This window comes from Brachybacterium paraconglomeratum (assembly GCF_039541415.1).
GTDB lineage: Bacteria > Actinomycetota > Actinomycetes > Actinomycetales > Dermabacteraceae > Brachybacterium > Brachybacterium paraconglomeratum_A.
This window is the reverse complement of record NZ_BAABGE010000005.1, coordinates 160,703-183,955: the sequence shown is the minus strand read 5'-3', so window position 1 is coordinate 183,955 and position 23,253 is coordinate 160,703. Positions and strand designations below refer to the sequence as shown.

The 23,253-nt window shown below is 69.3% G+C and carries 21 protein-coding genes; 10 read left to right on the top strand and 11 right to left on the bottom strand.

Features of this window, described 5'->3' with window-relative positions:
* Window positions 1–3 precede the first annotated feature (3 nt).
* The 3 genes from hpt to ABD893_RS08395 are packed head-to-tail and all read right to left on the bottom strand — an operon-like array spanning window position 4 to window position 3,118.
* Window positions 4–558, bottom strand: a complete 555-nt coding sequence (gene hpt, locus ABD893_RS08405) for a hypoxanthine phosphoribosyltransferase (protein WP_345078257.1) — start codon at window positions 556–558, stop codon at window positions 4–6.
* A gap of 44 nt (window positions 559–602) precedes the next feature.
* Window positions 603–1,697, bottom strand: a complete 1,095-nt coding sequence (gene tilS / locus ABD893_RS08400; protein WP_345078254.1) for a tRNA lysidine(34) synthetase TilS — start codon at window positions 1,695–1,697, stop codon at window positions 603–605.
* Entirely contained in the window at window positions 1,697–3,118 is a 1,422-nt protein-coding gene (locus tag ABD893_RS08395; RefSeq protein WP_345078251.1) for a D-alanyl-D-alanine carboxypeptidase/D-alanyl-D-alanine-endopeptidase, read from the bottom strand. Before ABD893_RS08395 ends, tilS begins: the two co-directional genes overlap by 1 nt.
* A 67-nt stretch (window positions 3,119–3,185) precedes the next feature.
* Here ABD893_RS08395 and ABD893_RS08390 point away from each other — a divergent pair, with 67 nt between their 5' ends.
* Window positions 3,186–3,698 carry an inorganic diphosphatase gene (locus tag ABD893_RS08390; protein WP_345078248.1) on the top strand — a complete coding sequence of 171 codons (513 nt, stop codon included), beginning with the start codon at window positions 3,186–3,188 and terminating at the stop codon, window positions 3,696–3,698.
* Window positions 3,699–3,901: 203 nt separating this feature from the next.
* On the opposite strand, the gene ABD893_RS08385 is transcribed toward ABD893_RS08390, so the two are convergent.
* Both ABD893_RS08385 and ABD893_RS08380 read right to left on the bottom strand, forming a co-directional pair.
* Window positions 3,902–4,657 carry a hypothetical protein gene (locus tag ABD893_RS08385; RefSeq protein ID WP_345078245.1) on the bottom strand — a complete coding sequence of 252 codons (756 nt, stop codon included), beginning with the start codon at window positions 4,655–4,657 and terminating at the stop codon, window positions 3,902–3,904.
* Window positions 4,658–4,745: 88 nt separating this feature from the next.
* The gene (locus tag ABD893_RS08380; protein WP_345078242.1) at window positions 4,746–5,429 is read right to left on the bottom strand and encodes a peptide deformylase; all 684 of its coding nucleotides are present in this window, start codon (window positions 5,427–5,429) and stop codon (window positions 4,746–4,748) included.
* A gap of 324 nt (window positions 5,430–5,753) precedes the next feature.
* On the opposite strand from ABD893_RS08380, the gene ABD893_RS08375 reads away from it, so the two are divergent.
* The 3 genes from ABD893_RS08375 to yczE all read left to right on the top strand — a co-directional run bounded on the left by ABD893_RS08375 (window position 5,754) and on the right by yczE (window position 8,962).
* Window positions 5,754–6,839, top strand: a complete 1,086-nt coding sequence (locus ABD893_RS08375; protein WP_345078239.1) for an ABC transporter ATP-binding protein — start codon at window positions 5,754–5,756, stop codon at window positions 6,837–6,839.
* 154 nt (window positions 6,840–6,993) lie between these two features.
* Window positions 6,994–8,232, top strand: a complete 1,239-nt coding sequence (locus tag ABD893_RS08370) for a DUF4032 domain-containing protein (RefSeq protein WP_345078236.1) — start codon at window positions 6,994–6,996, stop codon at window positions 8,230–8,232.
* Window positions 8,233–8,251: 19 nt separating this feature from the next.
* Window positions 8,252–8,962: a membrane protein YczE gene (gene yczE / locus ABD893_RS08365; protein WP_345078233.1), complete on the top strand. Its 711-nt coding sequence runs from the start codon at window positions 8,252–8,254 to the stop codon at window positions 8,960–8,962.
* Here the strand turns inward: yczE and rlmB are convergent.
* From rlmB to ABD893_RS08345, 4 genes are all read right to left on the bottom strand, one after another.
* On the bottom strand, window positions 8,947–9,927 hold the full coding sequence (gene rlmB, locus ABD893_RS08360; RefSeq protein ID WP_345078230.1) for a 23S rRNA (guanosine(2251)-2'-O)-methyltransferase RlmB: 981 nt from the start codon (window positions 9,925–9,927) through the stop codon (window positions 8,947–8,949). The genes yczE and rlmB overlap by 16 nt on opposite strands.
* Before the next feature lie 19 nt (window positions 9,928–9,946).
* On the bottom strand, window positions 9,947–11,386 hold the full coding sequence (gene cysS, locus ABD893_RS08355; RefSeq protein WP_345078227.1) for a cysteine--tRNA ligase: 1,440 nt from the start codon (window positions 11,384–11,386) through the stop codon (window positions 9,947–9,949).
* A gap of 151 nt (window positions 11,387–11,537) precedes the next feature.
* A complete protein-coding gene (locus tag ABD893_RS08350; protein WP_345078224.1) occupies window positions 11,538–12,020 on the bottom strand; it encodes a phage holin family protein in 483 nt (160 codons plus the stop codon).
* 59 nt (window positions 12,021–12,079) lie between these two features.
* Complete coding sequence (locus tag ABD893_RS08345) at window positions 12,080–13,267, bottom strand: LacI family DNA-binding transcriptional regulator (RefSeq protein WP_345078221.1); 1,188 nt, start codon at window positions 13,265–13,267, stop codon at window positions 12,080–12,082.
* A 160-nt stretch (window positions 13,268–13,427) separates the two neighbouring features.
* Between ABD893_RS08345 and ABD893_RS08340 the strand changes: the two genes are divergently transcribed.
* Genes ABD893_RS08340 through ABD893_RS08330 form a run of 3 tightly spaced genes read left to right on the top strand, consistent with a single transcriptional unit; the run spans window position 13,428 to window position 16,404 of the window.
* Window positions 13,428–14,750 (top strand): sensor histidine kinase, encoded by a 1,323-nt coding sequence (locus tag ABD893_RS08340; protein ID WP_345078218.1) that lies wholly within the window; start codon window positions 13,428–13,430, stop codon window positions 14,748–14,750.
* Complete coding sequence (locus ABD893_RS08335; protein ID WP_345078214.1) at window positions 14,747–15,400, top strand: response regulator; 654 nt, start codon at window positions 14,747–14,749, stop codon at window positions 15,398–15,400. The genes ABD893_RS08340 and ABD893_RS08335 overlap by 4 nt, the downstream gene beginning before the upstream one ends.
* The gene (locus ABD893_RS08330; protein WP_345078211.1) at window positions 15,400–16,404 is read left to right on the top strand and encodes a DUF4097 family beta strand repeat-containing protein; all 1,005 of its coding nucleotides are present in this window, start codon (window positions 15,400–15,402) and stop codon (window positions 16,402–16,404) included. Before ABD893_RS08335 ends, ABD893_RS08330 begins: the two co-directional genes overlap by 1 nt.
* Before the next feature lie 109 nt (window positions 16,405–16,513).
* Here the strand turns inward: ABD893_RS08330 and acs are convergent, their stop codons facing one another.
* Window positions 16,514–18,493, bottom strand: coding sequence for an acetate--CoA ligase (acs, locus tag ABD893_RS08325; protein WP_345078208.1), 1,980 nt, complete (start codon window positions 18,491–18,493; stop codon window positions 16,514–16,516).
* Between the two features lie 219 nt (window positions 18,494–18,712).
* Here acs and ABD893_RS08320 point away from each other — a divergent pair, with 219 nt between their 5' ends.
* From ABD893_RS08320 to ABD893_RS08310, 3 genes are read left to right on the top strand one after another with little or no spacing between them, the layout of a single operon-like run.
* Window positions 18,713–19,819, top strand: coding sequence for an NADH:flavin oxidoreductase/NADH oxidase (locus ABD893_RS08320; protein ID WP_345078205.1), 1,107 nt, complete (start codon window positions 18,713–18,715; stop codon window positions 19,817–19,819).
* 19 nt (window positions 19,820–19,838) lie between these two features.
* The gene (locus tag ABD893_RS08315) at window positions 19,839–20,672 is read left to right on the top strand and encodes an SDR family NAD(P)-dependent oxidoreductase (protein WP_345078203.1); all 834 of its coding nucleotides are present in this window, start codon (window positions 19,839–19,841) and stop codon (window positions 20,670–20,672) included.
* Complete coding sequence (locus tag ABD893_RS08310; protein WP_345078200.1) at window positions 20,669–21,862, top strand: AMP-binding protein; 1,194 nt, start codon at window positions 20,669–20,671, stop codon at window positions 21,860–21,862. The genes ABD893_RS08315 and ABD893_RS08310 overlap by 4 nt, the downstream gene beginning before the upstream one ends.
* Here ABD893_RS08310 and ABD893_RS08305 read toward each other — a convergent pair.
* Window positions 21,843–23,237 carry an L-serine ammonia-lyase gene (locus ABD893_RS08305; RefSeq protein ID WP_345078197.1) on the bottom strand — a complete coding sequence of 465 codons (1,395 nt, stop codon included), beginning with the start codon at window positions 23,235–23,237 and terminating at the stop codon, window positions 21,843–21,845. The two genes, ABD893_RS08310 and ABD893_RS08305, sit on opposite strands and share 20 nt — an antisense overlap.
* Between the last annotated feature and the right edge of the window lie 16 nt (window positions 23,238–23,253).

Here is a 23,253-nt window from a genome sequence, read left to right as displayed (position 1 = left end):
AGATCAGTCCTCGTAGATCGAGCGTGCGAGGACGCCCACGTAGGGGAGGTTGCGGTAGTTCTCGGCGTAGTCGAGGCCGTAGCCGATGACGAACTCGTTGGGGATGTCGAAGCCGACGTACTTCACGTCGATCTCGACGCGCGCGGCCTCGGGCTTGCGCAGCAGGGTCGCGATCTCGACGCTCTTGGGGCCTCGCGAGCGGAGGTTGGACAGCAGCCACTTCAGGGTGAGTCCGGAGTCGATGATGTCTTCGACGATCAGCACGTTGCGCCCGGTGATGTCTCCCGAGAGGTCCTTGAGGATCCGCACGACGCCCGAGGACTTGGTGCCCGAGCCGTAGGAGGAGACGGCCATCCAGTCCATCTCGACCTTGAGGTCGATCTGGCGGGCGAGATCCGCCATCACCATCACCGCGCCGCGCAGCACGCCGACCAGGACCGGCGGCTCGTCCGCGTAGTCCTCGGCGATCTGCTGACCGAGCTCGGCGAGGCGTTCGCGGATCTGCTGCTCGTCCAGCAGCACGCGGTCGACATCGGGGTGGGGGTGCGTCTGGGGCACGCGGATCTCCTCCATGAAACGTGGTGGGGTGCGTCCGCCGCCGATCACGGATCGAGGCGGCGCCACACCAACAGGCCGTCGCGGCGAGCGACTTCGATCCTACCTGGAACGGGCACTGCTGCCTGACCGTGCCATGAGACCACGAGTGCGTCGATCGCGAGCACGTGGCGTCGGAGCAGGGACTTCGATGATCCAGCGGCGGCGTCCCGGGGCGTTGCGCGGTGAGCGGAACGTGAGGCGTCGCGCAGGATCCGGGTGCGCAGTGGCGCGGGGACGGCGGCCAGAGCGTGCACATCCAGCTGCAGCAGGTCGCCGTCCTCGCGCAGCTCGCCCCCCTCACGTCGCAGGGAAGGCAGCAGTGCCTGCGCCTCCCGGTCGAGGTGGTCCACGTCCGGGCGCACCAGGTCGGCGGTGCGGGCGAGGTTCTCGTCGATCTGGTCACCGAGGATCTCTCGCAGCAGCGGGAGGGCCCGATGCCGGACCCGTGAACGCAGCATCGTGAGATCCGAATTCATCGGGTCCTCCCACCACTGGAGATCGTGCAGGCGGCAGATCTCCTCGGTGTCGACGCGGCGCAATGCCGTGCGCTCGTCACGCCCGGTGCCCAGGAATGGCCGCAGCAGAGCTCCCCGCGTGCGCGGGATCCCCGCCATCGCTCGCAGCCCTGCTCCCCGGGCTAGCCCCATCAGCACCTGCTCCGCCTGGTCGTCGAGAGTGTGCGCCATCAGCAGGGCGAGCGCTCCGCGTTCTTCTCGCGCGGTCTCCAGGGCCTCGTGGCGGGCGCTGCGTGCCGCGTTCTCGAGCCCGCCGGGCGCCGCGAGGTCGACCTCGACCCGGATCACCTGTCCCCCGGCACCGAGCTGCTGCGCCTGGACCAGGGCCCGTTCGGCGACCTGCGCGGATCCCGATTGCATGGCGTGGTCCACGATCACCGCCTCGGTCTCCAGCCCCATCCGCGACCCCACCCAGACGGTGGTCGCCAGCAGGGCGAGGGAATCCGCTCCCCCGCTGAGCCCGACCAGGATCCGGGGGGAGAGATGACCGACGGCGGTGTCATCGGCGAGCTGCTCGATGCGTGCGGTGAGCGAGGCGCGCACGGCGGTGCGAGCCCGGGCGATCACTGGTGGGGGGCCGGCCATCAGTCGACCTGCACCATCTCTGCGGCGACCTGGTCCACCGCAGCGCGGGCCGCCAGGGCATCTGCACCGTCGAAGCCATGCACCACGATCGAGTAGCCGACGGTGCGTCCATCAGGCAGGACAGCCACGCCGGCGAGGGTGGCGGCGCCGCCGAGATAGCCGGTCTTGCCGCGCACCAGACCGCTCGCATCCACGGTGCCGTCGGCCGTGAAGCGTTCGGCGAGCGTTCCGGAGAGTCCTGCGATCGGCACGTCGAAGAGGATCTGCTCGAGCCGGGGGACCTCACCGGAGGCGACTTCCGCGAGCACGGCGGAGAACAGGGCGGGCGGCACCCGGTTCTGCCGGGAGAGGCCTGAACCGTCATACAGCTCGAGCCCGGCGAGGTCGGCGTCCGTCACCCCGATCTCTGACGCCAGGTCACGAATCTCGGCTTCGACCGCGGCGGCCGCCCCCGCCGGTGTGGTCTCCTCCCCGCGGGAGAGCGCCACCAGGTGGGCCAGCAGTTCGGCGGTGGTGTTGTCGGAGATGAGCAGGGTGTGGCGCACGATCTCGGCGAGCGGCTCGGAGTGGATCTCGACCGACGGCGCCTCCGCGGGAGCCTCGCCGGCCGTGACCTCTCCGGTGACCTCGAGGCCGGCCTCGGTCAGCTGCTCCGCGAAGCGGCGTGCGACGTCCCCGGCTGGATCGGAGGATTTCGGGCCGTACTGCTCTCCGTCGAGCCAGCCGCCGTCCAGAGCCAGGCTCGCGGTCGGCGTCACCCATCCGCCAGCGGTGCCGTTGTTCCCCCAGGCCGCATTGGCACCGCCGACCAGGTAGCTGTCATCGAGGACTACGGAGACCTGCACCGTGCCCTCGGCCGCGGCCTGGGTGGTGGCCAGCTCGGCCGCCTGGGTCGCGAGCCCGCGGAGCTCGTCCTCGCTGAGAGTCATATCACCGCCGCCGATCAGGGTCACCACGCCGTCCTGCACGGCGGCTCTGGTGGTGAGCACCTCGTCGCCGCTGTACTGGCGCAGCACTGCGGCGGCGGTGAGCAGCTTGAGCGTCGAGGCGGGGACGAGCGCGGCATCGGCGTCACGTTCTGCGAGCACCTCGCCGGTCCCGGCGTCGACCACGCTGAAGGCCAGTCCCCCATCGACCACAGGCAGCTGTGCCCCTGCGGCCATGCGTTCCTGGAGGTCAGCTGGGTCCACCGGGGATCCGGGCCGATCGATGGGCGGGAGCTGATCGCCAGCTGTCAGCCGTTCCCAATCCTCCGCCACAGCACGCGGACCAGAGGCCGGCCCCTCCTCGACAGCGGCGGCGGTGAGCACGCCGGGGAAGGCATCGGTGAGGTCGCCGAGCACGTAGAAGCTCGTGGGCACTGCCGCGCACATCACGATCGCGGTGGTGCGCCAGATGCGTTCCGATGCTCTCAGGGCCATGACCCCACGATATGGTGTCCGGGTCAGTACCAGAGGCCCACGGGGCCGGAGCAATGGAGCGGCAGTCGTGGAATTTGACGTGACCATCGAGATCCCTCGCGGAAATCGGAACAAGTACGAGGTGGACCACCACAACGGCCGGATCAGGCTCGATCGGATGCTGTTCACCGCCACCCGCTATCCGGACGATTACGGCTTCATCGAGGGGACCCTCGGCGAGGACAACGATCCGCTGGACTGCCTGGTGCTGCTCGAGGAGCCCACCTTCCCCGGCTGCCTGATCCGGTGCCGGGCGCTCGGCATGTTCCGCATGCGCGATGAGGCCGGCGGCGACGACAAGATCATCGCGGTGCCGGTCGGCGACCAGCGTCAGGTGCGCCGCCAGGAGCTGACCGACGTCAGCGAGTTCCACCGCCTGGAGATCCAGCACTTCTTCGAGGTCTACAAGGACCTCGAGCCGGGCAAGAGCGTCGAGGGCGCGCACTGGGAGGGCCGCAGCGACGCCGAGGCGGAGATCCGTCGTTCCTATCGGCGCGCAGTCGGCACCGAGCACGAGAACGACTTCACGCAGGAGATGTGACCGGCCGGGGGCGATGGCTGACCCCCGGGATCACGCAGACGAAGTGGGCCGACCCGCAGGGGTCGGCCCTCTTCGTGCTTGGATCTCTTCGTGCTTGGATCTCTTCGTGCTTGGACTTCTCGGCGCTCCGCCCTCTTCGCGCACTGCCCGTTCAGGGCTCCGCGAATATCCACCACGTGGACGGGCTCAGCGTCCGGTGATGCTCAGGCGTCCAGCGCGCTCTGCTCGTCGGCGAGCTCGCCCTGGACGGTCAGCTCCTGGGAGAAGATCTCGAGCATCGCCTCGACCACCGACTTCGAGACCGAGCGAGCGCCGAGCCCCCCGATCACAGCTCCGAGGCCGAAGGGCAGCAGCCGCATCAACCAGAGCTTGCCGGTCCTGGCCACCACCCGGCGGCGGACGTAGCGGGAGACCTGCTTGCTGATCAGGCCCGGCAGGAAGCCCCCACCGCCGTTCAGCACGGAGTGCCACTGCAGGCCCTGCTTGCCCATCGCCTTGGCGATGATCTCGGTGCCGCGCTCGCCACCGAGCACTCCCATCAGTACCAGGCGGCGGGTGTTCTTGTCGGTCATGTCGACGCCATGGATCTCCGCCGCAGCAAGAGTGAGGAAGGCGCAGGCCTCAGCGAACGTGACTCCCTCGCCGACGGTCAGGCCGAGCGCCGCCGCGGTGCCGAGGCCCGGCAGCGCCGCGACCCCGCCGATGCCCGCGCCGGCCGCAGTGGTCAGCGTGGTGAAGCGCTTGGTGACGTGCTCGAGCAGCTGCCGATCGGTCGCCTCGGTGTGCTTCCGGCGAAGCTTCTGCACATAGCTGTGCGCGAGCGGAGCCTGCACCTTCAGCGCGGCATCGATCACCGCCAGCCAGCGCTCGTCGATCTGCTCGGTGAGCTCACCGTCTTCGGGAAGCGCCTCCGGACCGTTCTGGTCATCGCGCGAGATGTTCGGGTCGCTCTGTGCCACCGTCGGCTCCGTTCTGTGGGGTCATGAACAGGGTCAAGGTACCGCCTCGCGCAGGCTTCACCCTGAAGACTCCGCGAGCTTCGCCCGCTCAGCCGATCATGACCTCGCCGTCGCCGAGCTCAGCGATCTCCCCGCTCAGTCCGAGCCGACGCACTGCCTCACCGAGGTCGGAGTAGTGCGCGGCGTACCCGGCCTCCATGAATGACCGGGGCACGGAGACGTCGTGGCAGAGGGTCCCCGCCAGGTGATCCGTCTCATGCTGGAAGATGCGTGCCGTCCACCCCGCATGCTCTTCATCGATCTCCCGCAGACGGCCATCGCGCAGCAGCTCGGTCGCCCGCAGCCGCACCCGCCGGGAGCGCGGGACGATCGACTGCCAGCCATCCACGGAGAGACACCCCTCGAAGGCGTAGACCCGCTGCTCTCCGAGCGGCTCGACGACAGGATCCAGCAGGGCACGCAGAGCGAGCGGCCGCCGCTCCAGCAGATCATCGTCGGGGTCCTCCCCCTCCTCCGCAGCGAAGGAATCCTCGACCACATAGAACCGCAGCGGCAGTCCCACCTGGGGAGCAGCCAGCCCCACGCCCGGCGCCTTATGCATCGTGATCGTCATCGCCTCGGCGAGCTCGATCAAAAGACCGACGTCGATCCGCCCGACGGCGTTCACGGCCTTTCTCCGCAGCGCGGGATGGCCTGCCTGCACGATCCGCAGAGGGTCACCCTCCTTCGCGCGACGGTCCAGGATCTTGCGAGTCAGCTCAGTGATGTCCACCTCCCCAGTATCCCGCAGCGTGGACTCACCCGCGGCCCGGGCAACCAGGACGACGGGGCATCGAGCGCCCAGCCCGCCCGCCGGACCGACGGGGCATTGTGCGCGCGACCCGCCCGCCACGTCCTCCGTGCACGGCGCTCAGGCGGCGGGAGTCCCGAGACGTGAGACATGCCTCGCCCGGTGCACCCATCCCGATGAGAGCTGGGCTACACTTTCCCGAGCCGGTGCGATGGAGCACCCCTTCGTGAGAGCGACATCCACCCGGCCACGTATCACTTCACAACGGACCGTCCGGCACGTACCTGCCGGTGAAGGAGAACCACCATGGCAACAGTCACGTTCGACAATTCCTCGCGCGTCTACCCGGGCCAGGAGCGCCCTGCGGTCGACAACCTCAACATCGAAGTCGGGGACGGCGAATTTCTCGTGCTGGTCGGGCCTTCCGGCTCCGGCAAGTCGACCGCTCTGCGCATGCTCGCCGGCCTCGAGGAGATCGACGCCGGCCGCATCCTGATCGGCGACCGCGACGTCACCGACGTCCCGCCGAAGGATCGCGACATCGCGATGGTGTTCCAGAACTACGCGCTGTACCCCCACATGACGGTCGCCGACAACATGGGCTTCGCCCTGAAGATCGCCGGCAACCCGAAGGCCGAGATCCGCAAGCGCGTCGAGGACGCCGCCGAGATCCTGGACCTCACCGAGTACCTCGACCGCAAGCCGAAGGCGCTCTCCGGCGGTCAGCGTCAGCGTGTGGCCATGGGCCGCGCGATCGTCCGTTCGCCCCAGGTGTTCCTCATGGATGAGCCCCTGTCGAACCTCGATGCGAAGCTGCGCGTGGCGACCCGTACCCAGATCGCGTCGCTGCAGCGTCGACTCGGCGTGACCACGGTCTACGTCACCCACGACCAGACCGAGGCCATGACCATGGGCGACCGTGTCGCGGTGCTGAACTTCGGTGTTCTCCAGCAGCTGGACACCCCGCGCCGCATGTACGACCACCCGGACAACGTGTTCGTGGCCGGCTTCATCGGCTCCCCCGCCATGAACCTGTTCGACACGAAGCTCACCGATCGTGGTGTCGAGTTCGGCGGCACCGTGGTCCCTGTGGATCGCTCCACGCTCTCGGCCACCGATGAGTCCCACATCACCGTGGGTGTGCGGCCCGAGGACCTCGAGCTCGCCTCGGACAACCAGGGCATCGCCATCGAGGTCGACCTCGTCGAGGAGCTCGGCGCGGACGCCTTCATCTACGGCCGCCGCGTCGGCAGCGAGGAGACGGACAAGCCGTTCATCGCTCGCGTCGACTCTCGTAACCCCCCGGCCAAGGGTGAGACGGTCTACTTCCGTCCCAACCCGAGCCACATCCACCTCTTCGATGTGAAGAGCGGTCAGCGCCTGGGCGACTGACCTCGCCAGCTGTCTCGTGCGACGGGCGCCCGGCTGTTGCCGGGCGCCCGTCGCCGTTGTTTCTGGCATGTCCTCGCGGGGTGCTGTGCGTCCGGTCGACGTGACATCATGCCGGGAGTGGTCGAAGCATCCCCGCTCGGGAGAGAATGGAGCAATGGCACCTCTGGAGATCACCGCGTCCCGTGCAGATCCTGCATTGCTGGACCTGCCATGGGAGCAACCGCTGGAGGAGTGGCCGGAGCATATGCTCGCCGCCCTCCCCCGCGGCATCTCCCGTCACGTCGTGCGTTTCGTCCGGGTTTCCGGACGGGTGCTCGCCCTCAAGGAGATCTCCAAGCATCTCGCGCAGCGTGAGTACGACATGCTCCGGATACTGGGCCGCCTCGGCATCCCCTGCGTGGAGCCTTTCGCCGTGATCTCCGGCCGCAGCACCCCGGCGGGTGAGCCGCTCGACGCGATGCTGATCACGCGCCACCTCCAGTTCTCGCTGCCCTACCGCGCAGTGTTCAGCCAGGTCTCTCGACCGGACACGGCACACCGCCTGCTCGATGCCTTGGCCGTGCTGCTCGTCCATCTTCACCTCGAAGGCTTCTACTGGGGAGACGTCTCCCTGTCCAACACCCTCTTCCGACGGGACGCCGGCGCTTTCGCCGCCTATCTCGTCGATGTCGAGACCGGCGCCCTCCACGAGCAGCTCACGTCGGGACAACGTCATTACGATCTCGACCTCGCCCGCACCAACATCATCGGTGAGCTGATGGATCTCCAGGCCGGCGACATGTTCGACCCGGAAGCGGATCCCGTCGCTGTGGGCGACGATCTGGTCTCCCGCTATGAGGAGCTGTGGGAGACGTTGACGTCCCGGGAGCGGTTCTCTGCGGACGAGCGCTGGCGGGTCTCCGCCCGGATCGAGAAGCTCAACGCCCTCGGATTCGACGTGGGCGAGCTCGAGATCACGACCGACCTCGACGGCACCACGCTGTCGATCATGCCCAAGGTGGTGGACGCCGGGCACCATTCGCGCCGCCTGATGAGGCTCACCGGGATCGACGCGCAGGAGAACCAGGCCCGGCGGCTGCTCAACGACCTCGACCAGTTCCGCGCAGATACCGAGCAGCAGCTCGAGGACGAGGAGTTCGTGGCCCACGAGTGGCTGAAGGACCAGTACGAGCCGGTGGTGCGTGCGGTTCCCCGGTCGATGCGTGCCAAGCTCGAACCTCCGGAGTTCTTCCATGAGATCCTCGAGCACAAGTGGTTCCTCTCCGAGCAGGGCGGGCAGGACGTGAGCCTGGATGACACCGTCCGGCACTACATCCTCAACGTCCTGATCCATCGGCCCGATGAGAAGTCCCTGATGACGACCGAGACCTCGGCACTGCCGATCTTCGAATGAGGAGAGGAGCACGTCGCCGATGCGTCGTGAACGAAGCCAGGGTCCTGCGCGCCTGGACAACCTGACCCTGCGTGAGCAGCTGAGGGTCGACCGACTGCCGCTGCGCCTGCTCCAGATGATGGTGGGGCTCACGGGATTCGGCGTCTCGCTGGCGATGCTGCTCGAGTCCGGGCTGGGCGGTGCTCCATGGGATGTGCTGCATGCCGCGGTCGCGGGACGCATCGGGTGGAGCGTCGGCTCGGTGAGCATCGCCGTGAGCTTCGTGGTGCTGCTGCTGTGGATTCCGCTGCGCGAGCGGATCGGCATCGGGACGGTCGCGAACTCGATCTGGGTCGGGGTGAGCATCGACCTGGGCATGGCGGTGCTTCCCGAGGCTGGCTCCCTGCCGATCGCGATCGCGATGATGATCGCCGGCGTGATCCTCAACGGGATCAGCGGTGCCGTCTACATCGGGGCTCAGCTCGGGGCCGGGCCGCGCGATGGGCTGATGACGGGACTCGGACGCGTGCTGCGCCGCCCCGTCGGCCCGGTCCGGATCGTGCTCGAGATCCTGGTGCTGGGGACCGGATGGGCGCTGGGAGGCCCGCTCGGGGCAGGCACCGTGGTCTATGCGTTCGGGCTGGGTCCGATCATCCAGCTCGCCCTCCCCTATGTGACGCTGCGGGTCCGGGCTGACCGCGAGCGGTCACTCCCGGAACAGCAGCGTCAGGCTCCTCAGCCCAGTCCCTGACGCGCCCGCACGCCGGAGAGCTCATACAGCGCGATCGCCGCCGCCACCGAGGCGTTCAGCGACTCCGCACGCCCACCCATCGGGATGGACACCACCTGGTCGCAGAGCTCCCGTGTCAGGCGCGAGAGGCCCTTGCCCTCCGCGCCGACCACGAGCGCCGTCGGCTGGGTGCCGAGCTCGAGCTCACGGGAGGTGACATCCCCGTCCGCGTCGAGACCGAGCACGAAGACGCCGTCCTCCTTGAGCGAGGTCAGGGCACGGTTGAGGTTGGTGACCTGGGCGACGCGAACCCGGCCGGCGGCACCGGCCGCGACCTTCCAGACGCTCGCGGTCATCGACACGCTGCGACGCTCCGGCAGGATCACACCATGCGCGCCGAAGGCATCCGCAGAGCGCAGGATCGCACCGAGGTTGCGTGGGTCGGTGATCCCATCGAGAGCGACCAGCAGCGGCGGCTCGAAACGGTCCGCGGCGATGCTCAGCAGGTCATCGAGCTCCGCATACTGATACGCCGGGATCGTCAGCGCGACGCCCTGGTGCACCGCGTGATCCGTCAACCGGTCCAGATCGGTGCGGGGAGCCTCGGCGATCGGCAGCCCGCGAGCAGTGGCCAGACGCATGATCTCGCCGACGCGCTCGTCACTGTCCATCCTGACCATGACGGTCAGCTGAGTCGCGGGCACATCTTCCCGCAATGCTTCGAGCACGGCGTTGCGGCCAGCGACCTGATCGCTGCCCGGCAGCTTCCGAGCGCCCTTGCCGGCGGGGCCACGGCGCCCACCCGTTCCGCCGGACCCGCCCGACGCTGCAGCGCCGCCCTTGTAAGCCTTGTGATACGTGCGGTCCTCGGCCTTGGGCGTCGGGCCCTTGCCTTCGAGCGCACGGCGGCGCACACCGCCGGAACCGACGGTCGCACCCTTCTTGCCCTTGCGCATCGCACCGCGTCGCGTGCTGTTCCCTGCCATCAGATAACTCCTCAGTCCTTCAGTTCTTGGTGTCGAGGGTCCAACGGGCACCCTCGGGCCCGTCCTCGATACGAATGCCTGCCGCGACCAGAGCATCGCGCAATTCATCTGCGCGAGCCCAGTCCTTCTCCGCGCGTGCCGTCTCCCGGGCAGCGAGCTGAGTGTTGATCAGCGAATCCAGTGCCGCGTGCTCGGCGCCCTCGGACCCCGTGCCGCTCCCCCACTGGGCGGAGAGGGGGTCCAGCCCCAGCACGTCAAGCATGGCGCGCAGCCGGCCGAGGACCGCGGCGATCTCTGCCTCTGCAGCGCCGGCGGCGAGCAGGGAGTTCAGGTCGGACTGCTCGCGGTGAATCACAGCAAGCGCCTCGGGAACTCCGAGGTCATCGTCCATCGCCGCCACGAAATCGGCCGGCAGCTCGAGCGTGTGCAGCTCTGCCTCGCGCGCTGCCAGCGGATGGTCGCCGAGCAGCTCGGCGGCGCGGCGTGCGCTGGCGCTGAAGCGCTCCCAGACGGTCTCCGCCTCCCGCATCGCCGTGGCGTTGTACTCCACGGTGGCGCGGTAGTGGCCGCTCACCAGAGCCAGCCGCACGGACGGCGTCGGGTGCTCCGCCAGGGCCTGGGCAGCGGTGACGAAGTTGTCGAGGCTCTTGCCCATCTTCAGGCCGTCCACGGTGAGCACGCCGGAGTGCATCCAGCGGCGGGCGAAGCCATAGCCAGCGGCATGCGACTGCGCCTGCTCGTTCTCGTGGTGCGGGAAGCGCAGGTCGAGGCCTCCGGCATGGATGTCGAAGGTCTCGCCCAGGTATTTGCGGCTCATGGCGGAGCACTCGAGGTGCCAGCCCGGCCGGCCTCTGCCGAAGGGCGTGTCCCAGGCGGCGGTGTCCGGCTCAGCGGGCTTCGCGGCCTTCCACAGCGCGAAATCGCGACGATCCCGTTTGCCGGGCTCCGGCTCCTCCCCCGCGTCCTGCATGTTCTCGAGGGACTGCCGGGTGAGCGATCCGTAGGTGGGGTGCGAGGCCACGTCGAAGTAGACCGAGCCGTTCCCGTCCGCGTAGGCATGGCCGCGCTCGATGAGCAGCTGCATCAGCTCGATCATCTCGGGCACGTGGCCGGTCGCGCGCGGCTCATAGCTGGGCCGACGGTTGCCGATCTGGTCAAGCACATCCTGGAACTCGCGCTCGAAGCGCAGGGACCAGGCCCACCACTCGGCGCCGGCCTCGGCGGACTTGACGAGGATCTTGTCGTCGATGTCGGTGACATTGCGGATATGTGTCACCGGGAGTCCGCTGCGCTCGAGCCAACGGACCAGCACATCGAAGGCGAGGAAGGTGCGCAGATGGCCGAGGTGCGGTGCACCCTGGGTCGTCGGCCCGCAGACATACAACGACACCGCCCCCGCGCGCACCGGGATGAAGGGTGCGGTCGTACGGGTGGCGGTGTCATGCAGGTGGAGGCTCACGCACTCAAGGGTACTGCCCTCAGGACCGACCCACGGCCTGCGGCTCGCAGAGGGTCGGCTACCCGACCCGGCGAGGCTGGCCCAGTGGTCATTCCGTGGGTGCAGGGCTGGTCCTGCGGATCAGCCCGTGCGTGCGAGCCTTCCCTGCGGGTCAGTCCGTTCGGGCGCTGACCTGCTTGCCGTAGAGCTCATCGAAGGTGTCGTCATAGGACACCGCGTTCTGACGACGCTTGCCCTGCACTGCGCTCACGGCACTCTGAGCGGTCTCGATCGTGGTCTCGGGAGCCTTGAGCTTCTTGAAGACCAGGAAGGCGACCAGGCCCAGGATCGCGCCGATCACGATGAACACGCCGGCGACGATCAGGAAGGACGCCCAGTCCGGCAGCCCCGTCTTCTGCAGCCCGGTGGCCGCTGCGAACAGCAGCATCACCCAGGCGGAGAGGAGCAGGAAGAGCAGCACCGCCGCGCAGGCGGCGATGATGCCGACCTTGATCGCGAGGGCGGTGAACTCCTTCTTGGCGATGTCGATCTCATGGTGCACGACACCGAGGAGCTCGTCACGGATGGACTGGACGAGCTCGCCGATGGACCGCTGGGTGGGCGGCGTGCTCGGGTCGTTCGTGGTGTTGATCATGGTCTGAGCCTAACGCAGAGGGCAGGTCGTTCGAAGTTCACCGGATGAGGATCGGTGGATCAGTCCACCGAGATCCGCTTGCGCTTGGTGGTCTCGGTCCGCGGGCCCGCGGACGTCGTGCGACGCACCACGATGGACGGCGCGACCGCGACGTCACGGGCCGGGCCCTCATGGCCGGAGACGCGCTCGACCAGGAACTGGGCGGCGAGAGCGCCGAGACGGTCCGAGTTGGGATCCACGCTGGTCAGCTGCGACACCCCGGAGGCTGCGAGCGAGGTGTTGCCATATCCGGCCACCGCCAGCTCCTCAGGCACCGCGAAGCCGGCGTCACGAGCCGCGGCGAGCACACCGACCGCAGTGACATCGTTGGCGCAGGTGACAGCCGTGGGGACACGGCTGCCGCGCAGGAGCATCGACCCGGCGGTCTGCCCGACCTGTTCTGTGAAGTCACCGGGCTCGACGCGGGCGACCTCGCCCAGGCCGTGACGGTCCATCGCCTTGCGGAAGGCCTCGGCCCGCTCGCGGGCGACTGCCGCGCCGACTCCCCCGACGTGCGCGATCTCGCGGTGTCCCAGCCCGACCAGATGGTCCACCAGCAGCCCCTGGCCGACCTCGTCGTCGATGCGCACCGTGTCGAAGCGGCCGACGAACTCCTGCGAGCAGCCGATCCCGACGAACGGGCGGTTGCCCGTGGCCTCGAGCACGTTGTCCATATCCGCCAGGTCGGAGATCATCAGGAAGCCGTCGACACCGAGATGGACCAGGTTCTCGATCGCATCGGTGTCCGCAGCGACCGGGTACTCGGGCATCCGGCGCCGGGTGGGGACGACCACGGCGGTGCGTCCGGTCGCTGCCAGCTCGATGCGGATCGCCCGCACCAGATCAGAGATCCAGGTGTTGCGCATCGTATTCACGAGCACCGCGACCACACCTCGATGGTCGGTCTCCTCGCTGAGCTCGGCGAGCGGGAAGTTCAGCCGCTCAGCCGCCTCCCGCACCCGGCGGATCATCTGCGGCTTGATCTCATCGGACTCGCGCAGCGCGCGCAGTGCGACGGCGCTGGAGATGCCCAACGAGTTCGCGACATCGTGGAGGGTGCCGCGGTCCTGGTCGTCCGCCTCCAGCTCGGTGGCGGTCTGCTCGACGTTCTCGATCACCTGACCGGTGGAGCCGTCAGCGGTGGAAGGTGACCCGGCATCGGAGGCGGGGTCGATGGTCTCATCGGAAGATGTGGCGTCACTGCTCATAGACCCATTGAACCGCATTCTGCGGCACTATCCGTGACTGTCCGCGCAACGACCTCGATGGGTCGTGCTCTGCTTCGCCCGGCGAACTGGGGGTTTCCCCCCAGTCAGACGGCGGGCGGACACCGTGGGCGGGCGCTCCGTCCACGCATAGTGTCTGGGTATGGACGTTTCCTCTGCCCGGGGTGCAATGCGCGCGCGCTCCCGGCTCACCCCCTCCTCCCTCGCCTCCGTGGTCGTGGGCGGGCTGCTGTTCTACAGCTGGTTCTGGCTGAGCCTCACCCTGCTGATCGGCGGGCTCGCCTCCCTTCCCGCGCTCGGCACCGGTCTGCTGCTGCTGATCCCGTGGCTGCTGGTGATGCAGCTGGCTGTGCGGGTCGAACGTCGCCGTGCGGTCGCCATCCATGGCATTCCCGTGATCCTTCCCCCGCGTCGACGCTCCCGCCGCACCGGCGCTGCCGGATGGCTCAGCAACCGCTGGTTCGAACTCGGCTCCTGGGCATTCTGGCGGGGAGCGCTGCATCACCATCTCGCGATCCTGGTCACCGGTGCCTTCTTCACCGCCTTCGCAGTGTTCCTCTGGATCGGCTGGACAGGATGGGAAGTGGCCCTCACCCTCGGCAGCGTGGAGCTCGGAGGGCTCGAGCTCTCTCGTTGGTCTCTCGGTGGCATCGGCACTGCGGGGGTGGTGCTGGCGATCGTCATGCTGGGACTCGGCGCGCTCGCGGACCGAGGACTCGCTCAGGGACTGATCTCCGGCTCCGAAGAGGACCTTCGCGAGCAGGTCGCCGAACTGGCCGAACGCCGGCAGGGTGCAGTCGATGCTGCGACGCAGGAGCGCCTGCGCATCGAACGTGATCTCCATGACGGCGTGCAGCCGCGCCTGGTGAACCTCGCGATGACCCTGGGCATCGCGAAGAACACTGTCCGCACCGATCCCGAACGAGCCGAGCGGCTGGTCGGCGAGGCCCACTCCGAGGCCAAAGCCGTGATGACCGATCTGCGCCAGCTTGCGCGCGGCATCCATCCTGCGGTGCTCACCGATCGGGGGCTGGACGCCGCCCTGTCCGCGCTGGCAGCCCGCTCTCTGGTTCCGGTCGAGCTGCAGGTGGAGCTGGGCACCGAGCACATGCCCGCCCTGGACCGGGAGCTGGAGGCGGTGGCCTACTTCGTGGTCGCCGAGGCGCTGACGAACATCGCCAAGCACGCCGAGGCCACAGCGGCGACCGTGGACGTCCGCCGGAAGGACGCCATGCTCCGGGTACGGATCCAGGACGACGGCCGAGGTGGCGCGCAGGTGCGTCGAGACGGCCTCTCCACCGGTCTGGCCGGGCTCACGGACCGAGTCCGAGCCACCGGGGGCCTGCTCGAGGTCGCAAGCCCGCCAGGCGGCGGCACGGTGCTGATCGCCGTGATCCCGCTCGCGGATCGCACCGCCCCGGTGCCAGAACTCTCCCACCCCACCACCCAGGAGGACCTCCGATGAGGATCGTGATCGCGGATGACGCCGTGCTGCTGCGCGCAGGGCTCGAGCGGCTGCTCACCGATGCCGGCCACGAGGTGGTGGCCGCGGTCGGTGACGGCACGGCGCTGCTCAGCGCGATCTCGCAGCATCGGCCGGACCTCGCGGTGATCGATGTGCGGATGCCGCCCACCTTCACCGATGAAGGGATCCGGGCTGCCGTGCTGATCCGGCACCAGGATCCCGAGGTGTCGCTGCTGGTGCTCTCGCAGTACGTCGAGGAGCGATATGCCTCCGAGCTGATCGCCGATTCCCCGCTCGGCCTGGGCTATGTGCTCAAGGACCGGGTCGCGGATGTCGAGGACTTCCTGGGCGTGGTCGCGGACGTCGGGGCTGGCGGGACCTGGCTCGACCCCGAGGTGGTGCAGCAGATCTTCATCCGCTCCCGACGGCGCCGCACCCTCGAGGGCATGACGCCGCGCGAGCGCGAGGTGCTCTCGCTGATGGCCCAGGGTCGCTCCAACCAGGCGATCGCCGACGCCCTGTTCGTCTCCACCGGGAGCGTCGAGAAGCACATCTCCTCGCTGCTGGGCAAGCTCGACCTCCCCCCTGTCGACGGCGAGAACCGCCGAGTCATGGCAGTCCTGCGCTTTCTGGAATCCGAGGAACGCTGATGTCCACCACGCACCCGTCGCTTCCGCCCAGCCCGGCGCCCCCGCCCGGCCCGGCTGATCCCTCCGGGCCCGCCGCGCCGACGGCAGTCCTCGCGCAGCACTCGGCGGCACCGCCTCAGGGACGCCTGCTGCTTCCTGGAGAGCGGCTGATCCCCTCCCCGGGCAGGGACCGCCCGTGGCGCGTGCTGACGGTGCTCCTGGGCGCCTCGGTCGTGCTGCTGTTGGTCGGCGGCCTCGCCGTGGCCTCCGCGGCGAACTGGGCGGCGGGTCGCGGTTACACGGAGATCGCGTCGACGGCCGGGCTCGGCAGCCCTGCCTCGCTGCGCCTCGACAGCATGATGGGGACCGTCCAGGTGCTTCCCTCAGACGATGTCGACGAGGTGACTCTCGCTCTGGTGGAGCCGGGCGCCACGGGCCTCCCCTCGCCACAGGACACCACTCCTGCTCGCCTCACCCAGAACACCGACTCGGCAGGAACCACGTGGGTCACCGTGGCTCAGCCGCAGAGCACGGTCGGATGGCCCTGGGACGATCGCACCAGGGACGTCCTGCTGCTGGTCCCCTCCGGTCTGGAGCTCTCCCTCGGGATCGACGCCGGTGTCGGCGATGTCCTGGTCGATGGCACGTTCCACGCGCTGGAGGTGCGCGCTGATGTGGGCAACGTGGTGCTGGAACCGCTCAGCGTCTCTGACACGCTGACGGTGTCCTCTGAGATAGGCGAGGTGGAGATCGAGCTCGAATCCCCCGCGCCCGCGATCACCGAGATCACCGCTGCGGTGGGGAACGTCAGCCTCCAGCTGCCCACTGATTCCAGCGGCGCTCTGGACATCGTCTCGAACCTGGGCGATGTGTCCGTCACGGCCCCCGGCACCACCCGCTGGCAGGTCGACGCAGACTCGGAGCTCGGCCAGGTCTGGGTGGACCCGGGCGTGGCCGCCGGCGCCGGTGACGACGGCACCCTCAGCGTGACCGCAGATCTCGGAGACATCACCATCGAACGGTGACCTGTCGGCTCGACAGCACGCAGGAGGGGCTCCCGGCCGATGACCGGGAGCCCCTCCTGCGTCCTTCTGGACCCGGCGGGTGCCGGGCCACGGGCTCAGCCCTTGCTGCTCAGGACTTGCCGCCCAGGCCCTGCTGGATGAGATCCATCACCGATGCGTCGGCGAGGGTCTGCGTGTCACCCACTTGGCGGTTCTCGGCGACGTCCCGCAGCAGGCGCCGCATGATCTTGCCGGAGCGGGTCTTGGGCAGCTCGGAGACGACCAGCACCTTCTTCGGCTTGGCGATCGGGCCGATCTCCCTGCCCACATGGGCGCGCAGCATCTCGGGCACGGCGTCCTCACCACCAGCGGCGGCGATCGCCTCGTCGTTCCCCGAGCGCAGGATCACGAAGGCGACAGGCACCTGCCCGGTGGTCTCGTCGGCCGCACCGACCACCGCAGCCTCGGCAACCCACTCGTGGCTGACCAGTGCGGACTCGATCTCCATCGTGGACAGTCGGTGTCCGGAGACGTTCATGACGTCGTCCACCCGGCCCAGCAGCCAGATGTCGCCGTCCTCATCGCGCTTGGCGCCGTCACCGGCGAAGTAGAGGCCCTCGAAGCGCGACCAGTACGTCTCCTTGAAGCGCTCGGGATCGCCCCAGATGCCGCGCAGCATGCCCGGCCAGGGCTGGTCCAGCACCAGATAGCCGCTCTCCCCGTTCGCGACGGATTCACCGGCGTCGTTGCGCACGTCCGCGCTGATACCGGGCAGCGGCTGCTGGGCGGAGCCCGGCTTGGTCGCGGTCACGCCCGGCAGCGGGGAGATCATGATGCCGCCGGTCTCGGTCTGCCACCAGGTGTCCACGATCGGGCAGCGGTCGCCGCCGATGACCCGGCTGTACCACAGCCACGCCTCGGGGTTGATGGCCTCGCCGACGCTGCCGAGCAGCCGCAGCGAGGAGAGGTCGAACTTGCCGGGGATCTCCTCGCCCCACTTCATGGCGGTGCGGATCGCGGTGGGCGAGGAGTAGAACTGGGTGACCTTGTACTTCTCGATGATCTCCCACCAGCGGCCCTGGTGCGGGCTGTCCGGGGTGCCCTCGTAGATGACCTGCGTGGTGCGGTTGGCCATCGGCCCGTAGACCACATAGGTGTGGCCGGTGACCCAGCCGATGTCGGCGGTGCACCAGAAGACGTCCGTGGACGGCTTGATGTCGAAGACGTTGCGATGGGTGTAGGCGGCCTGGGTGAGATAGCCGCCGGTGGTGTGGATGATGCCCTTGGGCTTCCCGGTGGTCCCGGAGGTGTAGAGGATGAACAGCGGATGCTCCGCCTCCACCGCGACCGGCGCGTGCTCGGTCGAGGCGGTCTCGCGCGCCTCGTGCCACCACACATCGCGCCCCTCGGTCCACTCGACGTCGCCGCCGGTGCGACGCACCACCAGGACGTGCTCGACGCTGTCGCCGCCTCCGGCGAGCGCCTCGTCGACGGCGGGCTTGAGCGGAAGCTGCTTGCCGCGACGGTTCTGGCCGTCAGCGGTGATGACCACCCTCGCTTCGGCATCTTCGATGCGGGAGCGCAGGGCTTCGGCGCTGAAGCCTCCGAACACCACGGAGTGCGGGGCGCCGATGCGGGCGCAGGCGAGCATCGCGAACACCGCCTCCGGGATCATCGGCAGGTAGATCGCGACCCGGTCGCCGGTCTTCACTCCGAGATCAGCCAGCACGTTGGCCATCTTGGAGATCTCGTCCTTGACGTCTGCGTAGGTGTAGGCGGCGTCGGAGCCGTCCTCATACTCCGCCAGCAGTGCGACCTGGGAGCCGTGCCCGGACTCGACGTGACGGTCCACGCAGTTGTAGGCGACGTTCAGGGTGCCGTCGGCGAACCAGCGGGCGAACGGCGGGTTGGACCAGTCGAGGGTCTCGGTGAACGGGGTCTCCCAGCTCAGCAGGCTTGCTCGCGAGCGCCAGAAGGCGAGATTGTCACGCTCCGCCTCCTTGTAGAGCGAGGGTCGGGCGACCGCGTTCTGGACGAACTCGGTGGGTGGGGAGAAGGTGCGGCTCTCCTGGGAGAGGTTCTCGATCCCGGTGGTGGCGTCGTCGGACATCAGCACTCCTGCTACACGGGCCCCGGGTCCCCGGGGCGAATGGACGCGGCCACCGTATCGCAGGAGACTCACGTCACGGGCACCGGTCACACTCCTCGAACAGGATCCGGCCGTCGCGGTGCGCAGGTCGCACCGAGCCGACAAACCGTTCGAGGGCACCACGTCCCCTTCGCGGGCACCTCGTCGGGCCTTCAGCCGAGGCGACTACCGTAGGGGCCCATGGCCCCCGATCCTGTCGCTGCAGTTCCGGCGCTCCTCGCCCCGACCCGCCTGCGTTCCCTGGAGATCCGCAACCGCATCTGGCTGGCGCCCATGTGCCAGTACATGGTCGAGGCGGAGGACGGCGTCCCCACGGACTGGCATCTGGTGCACCTGGGCGCGCGCGCGACCGGTGGATTCGGTCTGCTGATCACCGAGGCCACCGCGATCAGCCCCGACGGGAGGATCAGCCCCCAGGACACCGGTCTGTGGAACGACGAGCAGGTCGAGGCCTGGCGACGGATCACCGGCTTCTGCCAAGAGCAGGGGGCGAAGATCGCGGTCCAGCTCGCCCATGCCGGCCGCAAGGCCTCCACCTGGCCGGCGCTGCCTCGCTTCCGCAGACGGCGCGGCACGGTGCCGGAGTTCGCCTCCGGCTGGCGCACCGTCGGCCCCACCTCGGATCCCTTCCCCGGGCTGGACGCTCCGGATGCGCTGAGCCGCGAGGAGATCGCTCAGGTGGTCAAGGATTTCGTGGCCGCTGCCCGACGTGCGGAGGAAGCCGGCTTCGATGCCGTCGAGCTGCATTTCGCCCACGGCTATCTGGTCCATGAGTTCCTCTCCCCGCTCGTGAACACCCGCGATGACGAGTACGGCGGCGAAGGTCCCGGACGGCGCCGGCTCGCCCTCGAGATCGCCTCCGCGGTGCGGGAGCAATGGCCTGCCGAGCGCCCTCTGATCGTGCGCCTCAGCGCCACCGACTGGATCGACGGCGGCTGGGATATCGAGCAGTCCCTCGAGCTCGCCCAGGAGCTCGAGGGCGTGGGCGTCGATGCCCTGCACGTCTCCACCGGCGGAGCGGTGATCGCGGACATCGCGGTCGGGCCGGAGTATCAGGTGGGCTTCGCTCGCACCCTGCGCGATGCGGTGTCGATGCCGGTGGCGGCCGTGGGCCTGATCACGGACCCGGTCGGCGCCCAGACCGTGCTCGAGCGGGGCGACGCGGACTTCGTCGCTGTGGGGCGTGCCGCGCTGCGCGAGCCGAGCTGGCCCCAGCGCGCCGCACACGAGCTCGGGATGCGCGATGCCGCGCTGTACCCCGGCGCATACCAGCGGGGCTCCTGGTGAACGTCCCTGGCGGGCGGCGATGATCCTGATCAGCGGGGCGAGCGGCGGGGTCGGCCGGGAGGTATGCCTGGCGCTGGCTGCTCGTGGGGAGCAGCTCGTGCTCACCGCCCGGGAGAGATCCCGGCTGGAGTCCGTGGCCGCCGCGGTGCGGGCCGCCGGAGGAGAGGCCCGGGTGCTCCCCTGCGACCTGCGCGACCAGCAGGCTGTCGCCGAGCTCGCCGAGACCGTTCTGGCCGAGCACGGCACCCCGGAGGCGGTGATCTCGCTCGCCGGGCACTCCATCCGTCGCAGTCTCGAGCAGAGCTTCGGGCGACCCCATGACCTGGTGCGCCTCACCGGGACGAATCTGCTCGGACCGGCTGCCCTGCTGCTGGCGATGCTGGAGCCGATGTGCAGCGCTGGTCGCGGCCGGGTCATCGCGGTCACCAGCGCCTCTGCCCGAATCCCCACCCCGGGCTGGGCCGCCTATGGGGCGTCGAAGGCAGCGCTGGACACCTGGTTGCGGGCGCTGCGCCCACACGCCGCACGCCATGGGGTGCGGATCGCGATCGTGGAGCTCCCGCTGGTCGCGACCGCGATGGCGGCCCCGACCTACGGCAGCTCTCCGCGCTGCGCACTCTCTCCCTCGGACGCCGCCCGCCGGGTCCTGCACGCCCTGGATGCACCCCGCACCCTGCTCTCGCCGCTCTGGGCACGCGCGGGGGCGGTGCTCGCACAAGCGGCGCCCACGCTGTCCGCTGCCGCCGCGGGGCGGGTCGGAGAGGTGATTCAGCGCCTCGTCTCGCGAGGACACACCACTCCCGACGCCGATGGCGCTGCGGAGCCCCCCAGCAGGAGGAGCACGCCTCGATGAAACTCCTGACTCCGTCGGCCGCTCTGCGTGCCCGACTCTCTCTGCGTCCTCGCGCCGTCGTGCTCCTGGACCTGCGCGGCACTCTCACCGCAGGCGAGCTGCTCGATCAGGTGCAGCTGCACCGCCGCTCTCGAAGGACAGCGGACCGGCCGGGACTCGGTGCGCTGCCTGCGAATGCCTCACTGCGTCAGGTGCTGGTCACCGCGCTGGCGGGGAACGGGATGCTCGAACTGCGGTCCAGCGGCAGCACCGGGTCGCCCCGTACCGAGCGTCGCGGTCCGCTCTCCGTGGCCCAGCTGGCCACCCTCGCCGATCTCGGCCGACGGATCGGGATGCGCCGCGGGCAACGGATCGCCTGCGCGGCACCGGGCGTCCACGGCCACGGGCTGCTGGTCTCTCTGGGCTCGCTCGCGCTGGGTGCCACGCTGGTGGATCTGAGTCATCTCCCCGCCCCGCAGCGGGTGACCCTGCTGCACCGCAGCGCACCGGACCTGCTCACCGGCGTGCCCGTGCACCTGGTGGATCTCCTCACCGCGGACCGTGCCCTGGACCGAGGCCAGGCGCTGCACATCCCCCGCGTGGTCTCCGGCTCCGATCAGCTCTCCCCCGGGCTTCGCGCGGATCTGGCCCGGCATTTCCGGGCCCGCGTGCATGACGTCTACGGGACCACCGAGACCGGCTCGCTCACCGTCGACGGCACGCCGCTGCGCGGAGTACGGCTGCGCGAGGTCGATGGCCTGCTGCACGCCCGCACCCCCTTCACCGCAGGGCAAGAACTGGTCACCGACCGCGGAGAGATCACCGCCGACGGCGTCGTCCGGGTGCTCGGGCGCGCCGACGGCACGCTCTCCTCCGGTGGCATGGTGCACGACCCCGCCTCGGTGCTGCGGCTGCTGCGGTCCCAACGCGGGGTGCTCGAGGCGCGCCTGCGTGTGGTTCCTGATGACCGCTTCGGGGTACGGACTGTCGCCGAAGTGCGGCTCCTAGGAGCTGCGGCGGGGACTGCACCCGGCACGGAGGAGCTGCGAGCACTGGTGCGGGACCAGCTGGGTGCCGCCTCGGTGCCGCGCGAGATGCTGCTCAGCACTGAAGGTCCCTGCATTCCGGATCCCCGCAGCCCGGAATGCGGGCAGCCGGGTCCCAGCAGTACAGATCCCAGCAGTACCGATCTCAGCAGTCCGGGACGCTGACCGGGACCGCAGTTACTGCGAGCCCGCCCATCGCGGTCTCCTTGTAGCGCTCGTTCATGTCCTTGCCGGTCTGGCGCATCGTCTCGATGACGGTGTCCAGGGAGACGAAATGCTCCCCGGTGCCGCGCAGCGCGAACCGTGCGGCGGTGATCGCCTTGACCGCGGCCATGGCATTGCGCTCGATGCAGGGGATCTGCACCAGGCCTCCGATCGGATCGCAGGTCAGGCCCAGGTTGTGCTCCATCGCGATCTCTGCGGCGTTCTCCACCTGGGCGGGCTTGCCACCCATCGCCTCACAGAGGGCGGCGGCGGCCATGGAGCAGGCGGAGCCCACCTCGCCCTGGCACCCCACCTCGGCACCCGAGATCGAGGCGTGCTCCTTGTACAGCGAACCGATCGCACCGGCGGTGAGCAGGAAGCGCACCGCGATCTCGTCGGGGTCCACCCCCTCGATGTAGGTGGTGGCGAAGTACAGCACCGCCGGGACGATGCCGGCCGCTCCGTTCGTGGGCGCCGTGACCACCCGGCCACCGGCGGCATTTTCCTCGTTCACCGCGAGTGCCGCGAGCGAGACCCATTCGAAGGCGTTCATCGGCAGTCGCACCGGGTCTTCAGCGGAGAGGGAGTCGTACCAGGAGGAGGCGCGGCGTTTGACCTCGAGGCCTCCGGGCAGGATGCCGCCGGTGCGGGTGCCGCGCTCGATGCAGTCGTGCATGGCGCGCCAGATGGTGAGCAGGCCGGACCGGATCTCTTCGTCGCTGCGCCACTGGCGCTCCCTCAGCAGCATCGCCTCGGAGATGGAGATCCCGCGGTCCTCGCAGACCCGCAGCAGCTCGTCACCGGTGGTGAAGATGGTGCGTCCCTCGTCCTCGGCGGCGACCTCGGCGATCGAGCGGTCCATATCCGCCTCGTCGACCACGAAGCCTCCGCCCACGGAGAACATCGGGCGTCGCAGAAGCTCCTGGCCCGTGGCGTCCAGCGCGATGAAGGTCATTCCGTTGGAGTGCTGGGGCAGGAACGTCAGCGGATGCAGCACGATCGTGGAGGGCCGCAGGGCAATGGAGAGGGTGCCATCCAGGAGCAGCCCGCCCTCGGCCTCGATCTGGGCGACCCGTTCACGCCCGGCCACCGGATCCACGGTCTCCGGGTCAGCTCCCTCGAGGCCCATCACCACCGCGTCCAGCGTGCCGTGCCCCACCGCGGTGGCGGCGAGAGAGCCGTAGAGATGAACTGCGACATCGGCGACGCGCGGGCCGAGCACAGGATCTCCGAGCACCTCGCGGGCGAACATGCCGGCGGCTCGCATCGGCCCCACGGTGTGCGAGCTCGAGGGCCCGATACCGATCTTGAACATGTCGAAGGTACTGATGCTCATCGCGTGCCTCCTCGGC